The sequence below is a fragment of the Glutamicibacter protophormiae genome (genome assembly GCF_014647495.1).
GTDB classification, from domain to species: domain Bacteria; phylum Actinomycetota; class Actinomycetes; order Actinomycetales; family Micrococcaceae; genus Glutamicibacter; species Glutamicibacter protophormiae.
Window position 1 is genome coordinate 172,570 of sequence record NZ_BMPH01000002.1, and the last position, 14,779, is coordinate 187,348.

Sequence of the window (14,779 nt, forward strand, 5' to 3'; positions counted from 1 at the left end):
AACAGGAATCGGAGTCCGCGTGGAGCAAACGGTGCAACTCGGTGCGTTGATCGGCCTGGCCGCGGCGGTGTTCGTCGGGGCGTCCACCCAGCGCATCTCCGGCATGGGCTTCGCGCTGGTGGCCTCCCCCTTCCTGGTGATGGTGCTCGGACCGTTCGAAGGCATCATGCTGGTGAACTTCCTCGGGGCATGCAGCAGCCTGCTGATCTTCGCGCAGGTCTTCCGGCAGGTCGAGTACAAGAAGATCGCGTTGCTGCTGGTTCCCGCGGTGATCATGACCTTTCCCGGGGCCTGGGTGGCCAAACTGCTCGGCGGCCCCTGGCTGTCCATCGGCATTTCGATCATGGTGATCCTCGCCCTGGGCGCCAGTTTCCTGGTCCGCAATCTGCCGGCGGGACAGAGCAAGGGGCTGGCCATCGGCGCCGGCGCCATTTCCGGCTTCATGTCGGTCACCGCCGGCGTCTCCGGCCCCGCCATCGCCGGGTATGCGGTGGCCAGCCGCTGGCCGCAGGCAAAGTTCGCGATTTCCGTGCAGCTGTACTTCCTGGTGCTCGCAGTGTCCTCGCTGCTCGCCAAGGGCGGCATGCCACAGCTGGACTGGATCCAGTGGATCACCTGCCTGGCAGCCATGGTGCTGGGCATCGTGCTGGGCAATGTCCTCGCGCCGAAGATCCCGGCGAAAGTCAGCCGCGCCTTCGTGGTGCTCGTCGCGCTCGCCGGCGCGGTCGGCCTGCTGGTCAACGGGATCACGGCGCTGGCCTAGCAGCCCGCCTGTCACGGCATTAATTGTTCATGGAACAATGGATCCCGTGCCTCTCCACTTCCCTGAGCCGTCGAACCCCAGGCGCGTGACCGAACTCGAAATCGAGCGGAACGCGCTGTGGTCGGGGCTGTTCTGCGCGCTGTTCGGGCTGGCCACCGCCCTGATCATTTTTGCCGGAGAACGCCCCGCGTTGTTCGGCGGACTCTCCGTGGGTTCCGTGGCCTCGGTGACCGGCGGCGTGTCGGCGGGACTGTCCAGCGCCTACGCGTTCCGGAGCCTGCTGCGCCAGCGGGAACCGTGGCTGCGCCGCATTCCTGCCTGGCGCCAGTACGTGGCCGCCATCGGCTTGGTGCTGGTCCACGTGGCCAGCACCGTGATGATGATCCTGGTGGCCACGCACCTGTTCCAGCAGGCGTTCATCGGTCTGCACTTGGATGTGCTGGCCGGTTCGCTGGCCGTCAGCGGCATCACCGGGCTGAGCGCCTATCTGGCGCTGGTGGCCACGGCGCGCACCAGCGCAGAGAACTTGTCCGTGGTCCTGGGCATCTACATGGCCGCCGGAGTGCTGATCAGCATGCTGCTGGCCGAGGACCAGGGCTGGTGGCAGGGAATGTTCTCCCGGCTGGGAACCGCGCAATCCGGCATGGGCTCCTTCTGGACTTTCAATACGACAATGATCATTTCGGGCCTGGTGCTGATCTCGTTCACCGAGTTCCTCACCCGCGACCTAGTGGTGCTGTCCCAGACCTACCGCTGCCGGCCCAACCTGGAACGCTATCCGGTGATCCGCCGGCTGAGGCCCCGTCCGCGCGTCGTGCGGTGGTGCCTGATCGCCGTGTCAGCGGGCATCATCGGCGTGGGAAGCGTTCCGATGAACCTGTCCCTTGACGTGCATTCGGCCTTCGTCCAGCTGGCCTCCGTCGCCATGATCATCCTGCTCATGGGAACGCTGGTTCTGCTGCCCGGCTACCCGGCGGTCTTCCACATGATGTCCCTGTCTGCAGTCGGCGCGATCTGGGTCGCATACCTTCTCTGGGATGCCTGGTCCTACTACAACCTCACTGGGTTCGAACTGTCGGCCGTGGCGATCCTGTTCACCTGGATCTCGGTCTTCATCCGCACCACCGCCGCGATGATCCGCGACCGGCAGGAACCGCGCAGTACGCATGGCCCGGGGGCACGCAGCATCCTCCGCGATCCGGCACCAAGCGCTGAAAAACCTTCCCGCTGAGAACCGAGCAGTCGAACGGCCGGCACCTGCGTGTGTGCGCTCCCCAGAGTGCTCGCCCCAGGTCGGTATTCCCGCCGTCCTTTGAAATGGAATCTTGACGTTTCCTTGGAGTTATCCAGCAGTGAAACCATTGGCCAAGGATTTCTGTAGCGTGAGGGGTGTCGTTTCAACCGAATAACTGAGGAGGGCAAGATGGGTCTCGGAGACAAGATTCAGAACAAGTCAGAAGAAGTTGTCGGCAAGGCTAAGGAAGCCACGGGCAAGGCGACGAACGACGGGTCGTTGCAGGCCGAAGGCGTCAAGGAGCAGGCTGCTGCAAATGCCAAGCAGGCTGGCGAAAAGGCCAAGGACGCGTTCAAGGACGCAACCGACGACAAATAGATATCGATCACGCCAGTGGCCCCGTCGCACCGACGGGGCCACTGGCCTGTTCAAGGGAGGTTTATTCGGTTTCCCGCTGGCACTCGTCCGATTCGGCTCGCTCTTTTTCCGAGAGGTTCATCCCGGTCAGATGCAAGCGAACTGGCCCACGGACGGTGTGCAGATCGACGTCTTGTCCGTGCTGGGTCACCCGAAGTGTGCCGTCTGCGGCCAATGAAGCGGCGATCTGCCGGACGCTTTCCATCAGGGTCCGCCAGCGTTCGCCCTCTCCGCCGACGACGCGTGCAACGTCGCTGGGGCAGATCGAGGAACCCTGCCTTTTGCGTAACAGGGTGAAGATCGTGGCGCGGATGCGCTCATCCAGCTTGTCCTCGCGGGGTTCCTCCCACCAGGGCTGTCCACGCTCGCCCAGAGCCAGTTTGGCATCATGGACCCTGCTCCGGGCTTCCTCGTTGCCCCGCCCTATCTCGCGGCGGGCGCTCATCAATTCATCAACGAGTTCCTGTCGCAGCTTCGGCGGGATCCCTGGATCACTCGCACGCCACTTCCTCCCGGAAATGACCAGATATCGACCGTCTTCCGTCAGCTCCGCTGCTTGGTCCTTGTCCATCGTTGCGATTCGGCCCCCTCCGCCATCTTCCGTTCCTGCTATGCCCATCGCATGTACACGACGGGATTCTAGGGTAGGGCATCTTCTGCGGTCGATGGGACGGGTGCCAGGCAGCTGCCAGCCGGCGCGGCAAGGTGCAGCGAAGGGTGGAAAGCGGCCGCAAGGTCCCGAAGCTACAGGGGCCGATCCCAGTTTCCTGGCAGTTGCGGGCGATGGTTTACACCGGTCATGCGAAGGTCCTAGGCTCGGGGCATGCCAGTGATGATCAGAACGATCCAGACCGCGGTACCTTCGACAGTGTTGAAGCAGGAGGAAGTCAGAGAGGTCTTCGCCACCCAGCCCGAGCTGAGTCGGCTGGGGCAGCGGCTGGTCGCCACCTCCTTCAATTCGGCGGACATCGATACCCGCTACAGCTGTGTTTCGGAATTCAACACCGAACTTCCCGAACCGGCGAAACCGATGTTCTGTGGTGGAGAAACGAAGACCCTTTCACTTACGTTCTCTTGCCCGGCGAATCGAAACTGCGTGGAGATTGAAGCTGGCACCGTTATAAGCACGACGGTGCCAGCTTCAATCTCACCACTCGCCTTAGCCTGAAGCTTTTATGAATGTACACCCGTCGCTCGTGCTAGCGACATGCGTGAATCTGGCTCAGACTAGAACTGAGGGTTGCTCGGTGCTCGGCAAATCGGTGAACGCGGTTGCGACGCCTGGGTAGACGATGTACCCGTCCTTCGTATTGATGCCTTGGGCCAACGCAGAGTTGGATTTCAGCGCCAGCTCAATGCCATTGTTCGCCAACTGCAATATATACGGCAGGGTGGCGTTGGTCAGGGCTTTGGTAGAGGTCTGGGGTACGCCGCCTGGCATATTGGCCACACAGTAGTGGCGGACACCATCGACTTCGAAGATCGGATCCTGGTAGGTCGTGGCATGCGATGTTTCGAAAGCTCCACCTTGGTCGATGGCCACATCGACTAGTAGCGATCCGGGCTTGAGCAGACCGAGTTGTTCGTGAGTGACGACCTTTGGGGCGGCGCGTCCAGGAATGAGCACGGCGCCGATAACCACATCTGACTGAGTCAATTCGTTTTCCAAGGTCAGTGGATCGTTCATCAGTACGCGGGCGCGGTTGCCCAACAGATCGTTGAGCTGGCGGATCCGCGTCGGCGACATTTCGAGGATGGTGACCTCAGCCTGCATGCCGAGAGCTAGCTGTGCTGCCTGAGTTCCTACCACTCCGCCACCGATGACCAGTACACGGCTCGGTGCGACTCCCGGTGAACCGCCCAGAAGCTTCCCTGGACCGCCTTCCGGGCCGGTGAGGTACGTGGCTGCTGCGTGGGCAGCTAGCCGCCCGGCAATTTCACTCATCGGGGTCAGGAGCGGTAATCCAGTGTGGTCCTGGACGGTTTCGTAGGCGATGGACAGGGTCCGAGACCGCAGCAGGGCTTCAGTCAGCGGACGGTCTGCCGCCAGATGCAGGTAGGTGAACAGTGCCAAGTCTTCGCGGAGGAACTGGTATTCGCTAGCGACGGGCTCCTTGACCTTGACCAGCAGCTCGGCGCTGGACCATGCTTCGGCCTGGTTTACGAGGATCGCTCCGGCTGTGGCGTACTGTTCGTCGCTAAAGCCTGCATTGGCTCCGGCTGCGAATTCGACGTGGACCTTGTGGCCTTCGGCTGTTAGTGCGGCAACCCCGGCTGGTGTGACGGCAACGCGCTGTTCTGCGGGCTTGATTTCCTTGACAACGGAGATGTGCATCGGCGGATTCTCTTCTCTGGAAGTGTTGAGGACGTGAATGTCCATGGATTAGCAGGTGGAACGGCGTGAAATGTTGTAGAAGCGGATGGATTGGTATTCTTCAAGGCCTTCACTTGCCCCTTCACGGCCCAGCCCGGACTGTTTGACTCCTCCGAAAGGCGCGGCGGCGTTGGAAGGCACGCCCTGATTGATGCCCACGATGCCGGTCTGTAATCGGTCGGCAACGTTCAAGGCGCGGTCCATGTCTTGGGTGAATACGTATCCGGCCAGGCCGAATTCGGTGTCATTGGCCCAGTCCAGCACCTGATGTTCGTTGTCGAAACGGCGGATAGCGGCAATCGGCCCGAAGATCTCCTCACTGGAGACTCGTGCCAAGGGATCGACATGGTCCAGAACTGTCGGAGCGAAGAAGTGCCCGGCCTCTGAATAACCGTGCCCGCCGGCGAGTAACTGTGCGCCGCTGCCGAGGGCATCCTGGACCAGCTCCTGCATCTGTCCGGCTGCCCGCTGATCGATCAACGGGCCGAGCTTTGCGCTGTCGCTAAGCCCCGCGCCGACCTCGATCTCGGCAAAGCGGCGGGCCAGTTCGGAAGCGAACTCGTCGGCGATGCCAGACTGCACATAAATCCGGTTGGCTCCGATGCAGGATTGGCCGCCATTGCGTAACTTGGCAGCAATGGTGCCCTCGATTGCCCGCTCGAAATCGGCATCGTCGAATACTAACAGTGGAGCATTACCACCCAATTCCATGGAGCTTCGCAGCACATTCTTCGAAGCGCGCTCCAGCAAAGTGCGGCCAACTGGCGTGGACCCGGTGAATGAAATTTTTCGCACACGTGGATCGGCGAGTACCGCTCGACTGAATGCAGCCGAGTCAGAGGTTGAGACCACCTGAATCAAGTCTTGGGGAACGCCCGCTTCGACGGCCAACTGCACAGCGTAATATGTGGTCAGCGGTGTTGCGGTCGCCGGCTTGATGACGACGGGGCAGCCTGCGGCCAGCGCGGGGGCGATCTTGCGGGTGGCCATGGCCAGCGGGAAATTCCATGGCGTGATCAGCACCGCGAGACCCACCGGAGCACGACGGGTGAGGATATCCGCTCCGCCGTCGGGAGCTGTCTGGAAATGACCGCCTGGTCGGACCGCTTCCTCTGCATACCAGCGCACGAAGTCAGTTCCGTACTTCACCTCGCCACGGGCTTCGGCCAGCGGCTTGCCCATCTCCCGGGAGATCAGTTTGGCGAGCTGCTCGCCGTGCTCGATGAGCAGTTCGTACCAATGATGCAAGATGCTGGCGCGGTGCCGGGGGCTTTGTTCGGCCCAGCTGGCCCCGAAAGCGTGGGCGCGGCCCACTGCGGCAATGGCTTCCTCCGGCGTCGAATCGGGCACGCAGGCGATCTTCTCGCCGGTGGACGGGTCGTAAACTGCGATGCCTGTGGCAGGACCGTGCAGGGCGGCGATGGTGGCATCGGACTCGGCGACATACTGCGGGTTCGCGGTCAGCAGCTTGGTATCGTGCTGTGCTGTCGTGTTCATTTGCCGCTCCTGGCATCGATGGCTTCGCCGATGGCGTTGATGAAGTCGGACAGTTCATCTTCGGACACGATGAACGGCGGGCTGATCTGGATGGTGTTGCCGCGCAGGGGCCGGCCTATGAAGCCCAGCTCAACCAGGTCGTCGCAGATCTGCTCAGCGGACAGCGATTCGTGCAGCGTCACGCCGCCGAGCAAACCAGCGCTGCGCACCTCGGTGATCGTCTCGCGGCCGGTGGCCAAGGCATCGAGCTCGCGGCGCAGCACTGGGGCGAGCCGCGCAACCCTTGCCACGAGCTGTTCGCGCTCCAAGAGCTCCAGGTGCTTCAGCGCCACCGCGCTGGCTGTAGCATGTCCGGCATAGGTGGCACCATGCCGGAAGATCGGGGTGTCGGGGGAATCAACGTAGAACGGCTTCCAAATTCGAGGTGCGACCATCACGCCGCCCAGCGGCGCGTAGCCACTGGTCACGCCCTTGGCGAAGGTGATCATGTCCGGTTGCAGGCCGTAGTATTCGGCCGCGAACATCGTGCCCATGCGGCCAAAGCCGGTGATGACCTCGTCGAGGATGAACAAGATGTCGTTCTCGCGACAGATTTGTTCGATGGCCTCCAAATAGCCAGGAGCCGGGGGATTCACACCGCCGGTGCCCTGTACGGCTTCGGTGACGAACGCAGCGATATTTTCGGCACCGATACGCTCGATGACCTGCTCGACCTCGGTCGCGTCGTTGAAGGATACGCGTGCGGTTTCCGGGACCAGCGAGTCGCTGCCGTAGCCTTCGCGATTGAATTCAAGACCAGCGATGGAAGTGCCGTAGGCGTGCAAGCCGTGGTATGCGAACTCGCGGGAGAGGATGATCTTCTTGGTGTCGCGGCCTTCGCGCTGCCAGTGCCTGCGAGCGAGTTTGCAGGCTACGTCGATGGCGTCAGAACCGCCGGAGTTCAAGATGATCTTGGCGCGTTCGATGGGGCTGAGCTCGGCCAGCTTCTCGCCCAGCGCTATGGCCTTGTCGTTCGAATAGCGAGCGAAGATGTGGTAAGTCTCCAGCTGCAGCATTTGCTCGTATGCGGCCTGTGCCAGCTCCGCGTTGCCATGCCCGATATTCGCGTGCCATAGCCCGGCGGTGCCGTCGAAGAGCTTGCGGCCATCTGAGGTGTAGAGCCAAGATCCCTCGCCGCGCTCGACGACCAGCTGGCGTCCGTTCACGGTAGGGGTGTGGGCCTGAGCCGGCCACAGGGAAGGCGCGTCCAGGATGTTGTTGGTGGGGGAGTCCGACAGTGCCAGGTCGTTGACGGTCATGTGGATCCGCTCCTTTCAGATACTCGATCAGTGGTGCTGAGTACCAATCTAGGAAGTAGAACCAGTTATGAAAAGCGATAGATCTATACAGTTATATGTCAGTTTTACTTACAGTTTGTCGACATGCCGAAGTTCGTCTTCCAGGGCCAGCCGCACTGCCGTTAACGCCAGGTTGTCCTCCGATCCCTTGCGGGCGATGAGCAGTAGGGTGCGACGCTGGTCGGCAGGCAACCAGTGGCTTGGCTGCAGCCGACTGCCCGTTTCGACAATGAGCATGTCCGGCAGGAAGGCCGCTGCCAGTCCGCGCTCGACCATGCGCAGGTGGAACAGTACGTCCGAGGAGACATGGAGAACCCGTGGCTCGAATCCACGTTCCCGGCACATCCGCAGTGCCCATTGCGCGGCGGCGGTTTCGGCCGGTTCCATGACCCAAGGGATGTTCGCCGCCGCCTGCGCATCTGAGATTTCCAGCCCAGCCGGCAGGTAACCACGGATCGGGTCCTGCCCGAGAATCGTGGTGTGCAGGCCGTTGGCACTACCCGAAGAAGTGCCGGGAAAAGAATCGGTGATGATCGCGTCGACCTGTCGAGAGGCCAAGCGCACGATGGCGTCTTCGGGTTCGTAGCGCTGAATTCGTACTTCGAGGTCGGGATGAGCTTGGGCGATGCGCACTAGCGCAGCGGGGAGGACCGCGCGGCTGATGCTTGCGAACGCCGCGACGGTGAACGCACCTTGCGCCCGTCCGTGCGAGGCGGCCAGATCTGATTCAGCCTTTTCCATGGCGGCGAGCACCGTTTCGGTATTGCGTACCAATTCGCGGCCGGCTGCTGTCAGCTGCACATTGCGTCCGGCGCGCTCCAACAGCTTGACGCCGGTTTCTCGTTCCAGCAGGGAAAGCTGCTGGGAGATAGCTGAATGGCTATAGGACAGGCTTCGTGCTGCAGCACTCATACTGCCGTGCAGGCTGACTTCGCGCAGCAGGCGAATGCGATTTAGATCGAGCATGGTTCTCCTTTGGGGCATGCACTTAGCGGGCAACGTCCTGCAAGACGTGCAGAAAGCTCCTAGCGGCCGGGCGGAGGTTGCTGCTGCGCCGGCCTACGGCGTGGATTTCGCGGAACATCGGTGGTGGATTCAGTCCTGCTGGTGGCTCAAAACGGGTGATGCCCGGGTGTGGGTCGAAGTTGTTAGTGACCATCTGCGGCAGGAAAGCCGCGGCCACTCCTGCTGCAACCAGTTCGCAGTGCAGCCGGGGATCGGGGGAATCAAAAAGAACCAGTGGCTCAAAGCCCAGAGCGCGGCAGTAGTTGCGCGAAAACACATAGGCATCGGTGCCACGCGGTTCGAAGGCCCAATTCAGTTTGGCCAATTCAGTCACCGAGGAAACCGGATGCGGTACGTAGATGCCTAATTGGTCGGTGGTGATCAACGTGCGGACTAGTCCGGAATCGGCGCGGCGCGGCACGTGGGTGAATTCGTCGACAATGGCGATGTCCGCCCGGCGGCTGGTTACCGCATCCAGTGCTTCGCTGGGTTCGAGTTGGGTGAATTCAACTGCCACATCAGGGTGGATCGCTGCCATGCTCCGCAGTGTCTTGGGTAGATATGTTCGCGCGAAAGTACTGAAGGCTGCGAAGCGGATGACACCCTGGATCCGGCTGCGCCGGTTTTCCAATTCGGCGCTGGCCATTTCTAGCAGCGACACGGCTTCATCCACGCGGGCAATCAGTTGCTGCGCTGCAGGAGTGAGTCGGATGCTGCGCCCCACCTGTTCCAGTAATGGCAGCCCGGCTTCCGCTTCCAATTTGGCCAGCTGCTGGGATACCGCAGAAGGGCTGACACCTAGCATCCGCGCCGTGCTGGCGATGCTTCCGCGCAAGTGCAATTCCCGCAGTAGCGTCAGTCTCTTGAAGTCGAGCATGCAGTTCTCCTTGCTGGGCAGGGCTTGCGGCATTAACCGTAAGTTCTGCTTAACGATACGAACAAGATTCACCTACTTTATCTGCTTGAACCTCGGTCATATGGTTTAGATCACACGAAAAAATCGATTGATCCGCAAGGAGCATGAAAACTGAAATGGTGCAGCCGTCAGCAGGTCCCGACAGCCTGGAAATCGCCGAGTTCGCAATCCGCCAGCAACGAGTCAAGGAACGCATGGCTGAGCAGGGCTTTGAGCTGTTACTAATCACCGATCCTGCGAATCTGCACTACCTGACTGGTTATAACGCTTGGTCGTTCTATACAGCGCAGATGCTGGTGCTGCCGCTCGAAGGACAGCCACTGCTTTATATGCGCCACATGGATGCTCGAGGCGCACACCGGACAGCGATCGGAATCGACCCGCAACGGATCTTCGGATATCCCGAGGGCCTGGTCCATCAACCCCAAGTTCATCCAGGTGACTGGGTGGCTAAACATCTGCGGGACTGCGGTTACGGGCGAAAACTTGCGGTTGGCTACGAAGGCGACTCACACTTTTTCTCCGTCCGCATGTACCAAGCCCTGTCGGCGACGTTGGGCGAATGGGATCTGCGCGAATCCAGCGAACTGGTCAATTGGGTGCGGCTGATCAAGTCTCCCTACGAGATCGAACTAATGCGCGTTGCCGGAAAGGTCGCTTCGAAGTCCATGCGTACCGCGCTCGGAGCGCTGGCTCCGGGCCGACCGCAGAACCACGTAGCCGCCGAGATCATGGCGGCGCAGGCCCGGGGTGTAACCGGCTACGCCGGGGACTACCCTGCGATCGTACCGATGCTACCAACCGGGGCAGGAGCCGACACACCGCATCTGACCTGGAATGAGGACCCGATGCCAGTCGATGCCCCGATCTCCATTGAGCTCGCCGGGGTTCATCGACGTTACCACGCGCCGATCGCCCGAACTGCGGTGCTGGGCAAGCCGAGCTCCACGCTGCAACGGGTGGCCGCGGCGACCATCGAGGGTATCGAGGAAGCCTTCGAGCTAGTTCGACCGGGAGTGACGCCCGACGAGGTTACTCGTGCTTTCACACGGGTGATCAACGCGCGCGGTTTTGAAAAGGAGTCTCGGCTAGGTTACTCGATCGGTGTCGGCTTCCCACCGGACTGGGGCGAGCGAACGATCAGCTTCCGCAGCGGCGAATACAACTTGCTGCAAGAGAACATGACCTTCCACCTGATCGCGGGCATGTGGCTCGACGGGTTTGGCTTCGAGGTATCCGAACCGATCCGAGTGGCGGCCAACGGAATTGAATTCCTGGCCGACCTTCCTCGCGAACTGACCATCATCAATCAAAGGAGCACTACCAGTGACCACGCAATCTTTTCAGACACCGATTTCCACGCGGCTTGCCGCCCGAGCCAGCCAGCTTAAAGGTTCTGTGATTGATTCCTCGACGTCTCTACTGGCCAGTCAGACCCACGACATCGTACGTTTCGCTATGGGTGCGCCGAACGCCGAACTGATTCCAGAAGCAGAGCTTGCGGAACTCTACGGGCAGCCGGCCGAGGGACGTTACGACTATGCAGCCACCGAAGGCAACCCGCAACTGATCGATCAGATCGTGGCCTACCAAGCCAGGCTCTCCAGGCATATCGACCCGGAAAGAGTTCTGGTCACCACCGGCGGAATGCAGGGACTGGATATCGCCTTCAAGCTCATGGTTGATCCCGGCGATTTGGTCATCGTCGAATCACCGACCTATACCAACGGCATCGCCACTGCCCTGAGCTACCAAGGACAGATCCTCGAAGCACCGGTAGATGACGATGGCCTGGTGGTCGAGGCATTGCCCGGACTCGTTGAAGCTGCCGGGAAGATCCCCAAGGTCATCTATGTGATCCCGAACTTCCAGAACCCCTCCGGAAGGACCATGAGCGAGGCTCGTCGGCTGAAGCTGATCGAGCTAGCCGAGCACTGGGACGCCTTCATCATTGACGACGACCCCTATGGGGCACTACGTTTCGCCGGCGAGAATGTACCTGGCTTTGATGAGCTGAGTCCGGAGAACCATCGCATCGTATCGGTGCGGACCTTCTCGAAGGTGCTTGCCCCGGGTCTGCGCGTGGGCTGGATTGAACTGGATCCAGCGCTACGCACCTTGGCGATTAGCGCCAAGCAGTCCATGGATACCTGCACCAACGCCCCGCTGCAGCAACTGGTGGCCGACTACCTAGCCCAGGGGCGCCTGGAGAGCCACCTCGAGACGCTGCGCAGCGTCTACGCTGAACGCAAACAGGCTATGGTGCAGGCGCTGCAACGAACCTTCGATGACCAGGTGGAAACCACGGACCCGGAAGGCGGGTTCTTCCTCTGGCTTACGCTGCGCGGCCGATACGCGAAGATCAATACCGAAGAACTCTTTCCACTTGCCCTTGAATTCGGGGTCGCCTACATTCCGGGCCCAGCTTTCGCCGATTCGGGCGCTTTCACCGATGCGCTCCGCTTGTGCTTCGCGACCTCTACTCCGGCCCGGATCGAGCTAGGCGTGCAACGCCTGCACGATGCCTTGGAAGCCATGCTCAAGCGTGGTGCCGCGGTATGAGCTCAGTGATAGCGCACGTGAACGAACTGGAGCGTTCGGTGCTGGCGAAGATCGACCAGGAGCAGCTTGCACGGCTATGCAGGCAATTAATTCAAGCACCCAGCGAGAATCCCGGAGGCAACGAAGAATCCACCGTATTGCTCTTGCAAAGCTTGCTGCAAGACTTGGGATCCACGGTGCACCTGCAGTATGCGGCCCCGGGTCGACCGAACCTCATCGCCCACCTAGGTGGGGGCAATGCCGGAGGCGGTCTGCTTTTTCTGGGACACAGCGATGTGGTGCCCGCCGGCAGCGGCTGGGACGCCGATCCTTTCACCGCCCGCCGCGAAGGGAACCGCCTGATCGGCCGCGGCGCCACGGACATGAAAGGCGGCCTGTCTGCAGTCATCGCAGCCATGGCCTCCGTCAACCAGCACGCGCCGCACATTCCGCTGACCCTCATCTGCACCGTGGATGAGGAAGCCAACGCACTCGGGATCGAGCATTACATCAGTACTGCCGAAGCCGCGCAGTATTTAGCGTGCATCGTTGCGGAGCCGACCGATCTGATTACGATTATCGGGTGTCGTGCGGCGGCGAATCTCCAAGTGCAGATCAGCGGTGCTAGCGCGCATGCGGGGCGCCCCTCGGACGGGGCCAGTGCCATCGAGGCCGCCGCGGAGCTGGTTGCTCTGATCGGAGAAAACAAACAGAAGCTGGCGGCCGCACCCCACCCAGTGCTGGGCCCGGCCACCTGGAATGTGGGGACCCTAAAGGCGGGGCATGGGACCTCCATCGTCCCTGATGAAGCATGGTTGGGCATTGACCGCAGGCTTCTGCCCGGCGAGGATCCACAGCAAGTCCTCGACGCCTTACTTGCAGCAGCCCGGAACCGAATAGAAGCCGCCGAAAACCTCGATGCTCTCAAGCTTCAGATTCGCGGATCAGTACAGATGTTCATGCCTGGTTTCTTGACCGATCCTGAGGCGCCCCTAGTGCGGCAGGTTTGCACGACGCTGCAGGACCTCGGCGCAGCAGGCAAGCACGGAATCTGGACGGCTTCCTGCGAAGGAGGCTTCATTGCCGAGCACCACAATGTGCCAACCGTGGTGCTGGGGCCCGGAGAAATCAACACGCAGGCGCATCAGCCTAATGAGAGTGTTTCCGTCAGTGATCTTCACACCGCGGCGTGCGCCTATGCGCTGATCGCCTTGCGCCAGTATGAAACGTCCCAAAACTAAGGACCAGACAATGACCACCCACGCACAGTTGCCCGAGATCCGCTATGAAGCGGACTTCACCGCCGCAGAGAAGAAACAGGCTCGCAAATCCGTGGCCGGCTCGGCTATCGGGAATGCCATCGAGTGGTTCGACTACGGAATCTACGGCTACTTGATCGTTTACATCTCCCAGCTGTTTTTCACCTTCGGTGAAAACGACGGGGCGATACCGAGGATTCTGGCCTTTTCCACCTTCGCAATCTCGTTCATCGTGCGTCCGTTGGGGGGCATGGTGCTTGGGCCTTTAGGCGACAGGATCGGGCGTCGCACGATCTTGATCTTCACCATCGTGATGATCAGCGTATCCACGGCATGCATAGCCGTGCTGCCGACCTTCGAATCGGCTGGTTACCTAGCTCCCGTCTTGTTGGTGCTGCTGCGCATGATTCAGGGATTCTCCGCCGGCGGCGAATATGCCGGGGCGGCAGTTTTCATGAGCGAGCATGCGCCGGACAACAAGCGCGGCAAGTATGGGTCCTTCCTGGAATTCGGTACATTGGCCGGATTCAGCGCGGCGGCGATATTGTGCACCGTGCTGACCATGGTGGTCGGCGAGGACGGGATGATGGCCGGATGGTGGCGTCTGCCCTTTGCCCTGACTCTTGTGCTGGGCGGTATCGCGTTGTGGATGCGGCGGCATCTTGAAGAACCCGAGACGTTCACCGACGACGCTGGGAAGAACAACGCAGTTCATTCGGCGCCACAGGCCCTGCGCTCACTGCTGTTAAAGCACCCAGGGCAGCTACTCAAGCTCTTCGGATTCATAGTGTTGGTGAATGTGGCCTTCTACCTCGTTCTCACCTACATGCCCAGCTACTTGACCGCTACGCTGGGCCATGACGCAACGCAGGCGAACTTAACCTTGGTGCTCATTCAGCTGATCATGATGGCGCTGATCGTCCCGCTCGGAGCCTTGAGCGATAGGATCGGCCGTAGGCCCTTGCTACTCACGGCAAGCATAGGGTTCGTGGTGCTGTCTATTCCTGCAGTGAAGGTGTTGCAAACAGGCGGGCTCTGGGGCCAGATCGTCGGTATCGGCACCCTGGGGTTGCTGCTGGTGGTCCTGCTCTCCACAATTTCCTCCACGTTGCCCGCATTGTTCCCCACGTCGGTGCGCTACTCGGGATTCGCGATCGGCTATAACCTTTCCACTGCGATTTTTGGCGGCACCGCTGCAGTGGCCAACGAAGCGATCATCGGGGCCACCGGCAATGAACTGGTTCCCGGCTGGTACCTGATGGGTGCAGGCATCATTGGGCTGGTCTCGGTATTGACCTTTCAGGAAACCGCCGGGCGGTCACTGCGCGGCAATGTGATCCCGGGCAGCGACGACCAGTTGCGACTTGACCGCGGGCAATCCCTAATCGGTCGGATCAATCGCTAACTCCGCTGGACCACGAACTACACCGCAGACT

At 61.1% G+C, this 14,779-nt stretch carries 14 protein-coding genes; 8 read left to right on the plus strand and 6 right to left on the minus strand.

Annotated features, from left to right (window positions below):
• The first annotated feature begins 19 nt into the window (after positions 1-19).
• From IEY43_RS03195 to IEY43_RS03205, 3 genes are all read left to right on the plus strand, one after another.
• Positions 20-763 (plus strand): sulfite exporter TauE/SafE family protein, encoded by a 744-nt coding sequence (locus IEY43_RS03195; RefSeq protein WP_188947163.1) that lies wholly within the window; start codon positions 20-22, stop codon positions 761-763.
• An 85-nt stretch (positions 764-848) separates the two neighbouring features.
• Positions 849-1,994: a hypothetical protein gene (locus IEY43_RS03200; protein ID WP_188947164.1), complete on the plus strand. Its 1,146-nt coding sequence runs from the start codon at positions 849-851 to the stop codon at positions 1,992-1,994.
• 192 nt (positions 1,995-2,186) lie between these two features.
• Positions 2,187-2,375: a CsbD family protein gene (locus tag IEY43_RS03205; RefSeq protein ID WP_188947165.1), complete on the plus strand. Its 189-nt coding sequence runs from the start codon at positions 2,187-2,189 to the stop codon at positions 2,373-2,375.
• 61 nt (positions 2,376-2,436) lie between these two features.
• On the opposite strand, the gene IEY43_RS03210 is transcribed toward IEY43_RS03205, so the two are convergent.
• Entirely contained in the window at positions 2,437-2,985 is a 549-nt protein-coding gene (locus tag IEY43_RS03210) for a DUF3253 domain-containing protein (protein WP_188947166.1), read from the minus strand.
• A gap of 252 nt (positions 2,986-3,237) precedes the next feature.
• On the opposite strand from IEY43_RS03210, the gene IEY43_RS18395 reads away from it, so the two are divergent.
• Complete coding sequence (locus IEY43_RS18395) at positions 3,238-3,582, plus strand: hypothetical protein (RefSeq protein WP_188947167.1); 345 nt, start codon at positions 3,238-3,240, stop codon at positions 3,580-3,582.
• A gap of 54 nt (positions 3,583-3,636) precedes the next feature.
• Here IEY43_RS18395 and ald read toward each other — a convergent pair whose 3' ends face one another.
• From ald to IEY43_RS03240, 5 genes are all read right to left on the minus strand, one after another.
• Positions 3,637-4,794, minus strand: a complete 1,158-nt coding sequence (gene ald / locus IEY43_RS03220) for an alanine dehydrogenase (protein WP_308425034.1) — start codon at positions 4,792-4,794, stop codon at positions 3,637-3,639.
• Between the two features lie 3 nt (positions 4,795-4,797).
• Positions 4,798-6,285: an NAD-dependent succinate-semialdehyde dehydrogenase gene (locus tag IEY43_RS03225; protein ID WP_188947168.1), complete on the minus strand. Its 1,488-nt coding sequence runs from the start codon at positions 6,283-6,285 to the stop codon at positions 4,798-4,800.
• Positions 6,282-7,583, minus strand: coding sequence for an aminotransferase family protein (locus IEY43_RS03230; RefSeq protein ID WP_188947169.1), 1,302 nt, complete (start codon positions 7,581-7,583; stop codon positions 6,282-6,284). Before IEY43_RS03230 ends, IEY43_RS03225 begins: the two co-directional genes overlap by 4 nt.
• A gap of 108 nt (positions 7,584-7,691) precedes the next feature.
• Positions 7,692-8,588, minus strand: coding sequence for a LysR family transcriptional regulator (locus IEY43_RS03235; protein WP_188947170.1), 897 nt, complete (start codon positions 8,586-8,588; stop codon positions 7,692-7,694).
• A gap of 22 nt (positions 8,589-8,610) precedes the next feature.
• Positions 8,611-9,504 (minus strand): LysR family transcriptional regulator, encoded by an 894-nt coding sequence (locus IEY43_RS03240; RefSeq protein ID WP_188947171.1) that lies wholly within the window; start codon positions 9,502-9,504, stop codon positions 8,611-8,613.
• A gap of 143 nt (positions 9,505-9,647) precedes the next feature.
• Between IEY43_RS03240 and IEY43_RS03245 the strand changes: the two genes are divergently transcribed.
• The 4 genes from IEY43_RS03245 to IEY43_RS03260 are packed head-to-tail and all read left to right on the plus strand — an operon-like array spanning position 9,648 to position 14,748.
• On the plus strand, positions 9,648-10,934 hold the full coding sequence (locus tag IEY43_RS03245) for a M24 family metallopeptidase (protein WP_188947172.1): 1,287 nt from the start codon (positions 9,648-9,650) through the stop codon (positions 10,932-10,934).
• On the plus strand, positions 10,870-12,105 hold the full coding sequence (locus IEY43_RS03250) for an aminotransferase-like domain-containing protein (RefSeq protein WP_188947173.1): 1,236 nt from the start codon (positions 10,870-10,872) through the stop codon (positions 12,103-12,105). Before IEY43_RS03245 ends, IEY43_RS03250 begins: the two co-directional genes overlap by 65 nt.
• 17 nt (positions 12,106-12,122) lie before the next feature.
• Complete coding sequence (locus tag IEY43_RS03255; protein ID WP_229777247.1) at positions 12,123-13,325, plus strand: M20 family metallopeptidase; 1,203 nt, start codon at positions 12,123-12,125, stop codon at positions 13,323-13,325.
• Between the two features lie 10 nt (positions 13,326-13,335).
• Positions 13,336-14,748: an MFS transporter gene (locus tag IEY43_RS03260; RefSeq protein ID WP_229777248.1), complete on the plus strand. Its 1,413-nt coding sequence runs from the start codon at positions 13,336-13,338 to the stop codon at positions 14,746-14,748.
• The last annotated feature ends 31 nt before the right edge of the window (positions 14,749-14,779 follow it).

Bases quoted from the DNA above. Each gene is read 5' to 3' on its own strand.
- IEY43_RS03205 (WP_188947165.1), top strand. From the start codon at position 2,187: ATGGGTCTCGGAGACAAGATTCAGAACAAGTCAGAAGAAGTTGTCGGC.
- IEY43_RS03210 (WP_188947166.1), bottom strand. From the start codon at position 2,985: ATGGACAAGGACCAAGCAGCGGAGCTGACGGAAGACGGTCGATATCTG.
- IEY43_RS18395 (WP_188947167.1), top strand. From the start codon at position 3,238: ATGCCAGTGATGATCAGAACGATCCAGACCGCGGTACCTTCGACAGTG.
- ald (WP_308425034.1), bottom strand. From the start codon at position 4,794: ATGGACATTCACGTCCTCAACACTTCCAGAGAAGAGAATCCGCCGATG.
- IEY43_RS03225 (WP_188947168.1), bottom strand. From the start codon at position 6,285: ATGAACACGACAGCACAGCACGATACCAAGCTGCTGACCGCGAACCCG.
- IEY43_RS03230 (WP_188947169.1), bottom strand. From the start codon at position 7,583: ATGACCGTCAACGACCTGGCACTGTCGGACTCCCCCACCAACAACATC.
- IEY43_RS03235 (WP_188947170.1), bottom strand. From the start codon at position 8,588: ATGCTCGATCTAAATCGCATTCGCCTGCTGCGCGAAGTCAGCCTGCAC.
- IEY43_RS03240 (WP_188947171.1), bottom strand. From the start codon at position 9,504: ATGCTCGACTTCAAGAGACTGACGCTACTGCGGGAATTGCACTTGCGC.
- IEY43_RS03245 (WP_188947172.1), top strand. From the start codon at position 9,648: ATGAAAACTGAAATGGTGCAGCCGTCAGCAGGTCCCGACAGCCTGGAA.
- IEY43_RS03260 (WP_229777248.1), top strand. From the start codon at position 13,336: ATGACCACCCACGCACAGTTGCCCGAGATCCGCTATGAAGCGGACTTC.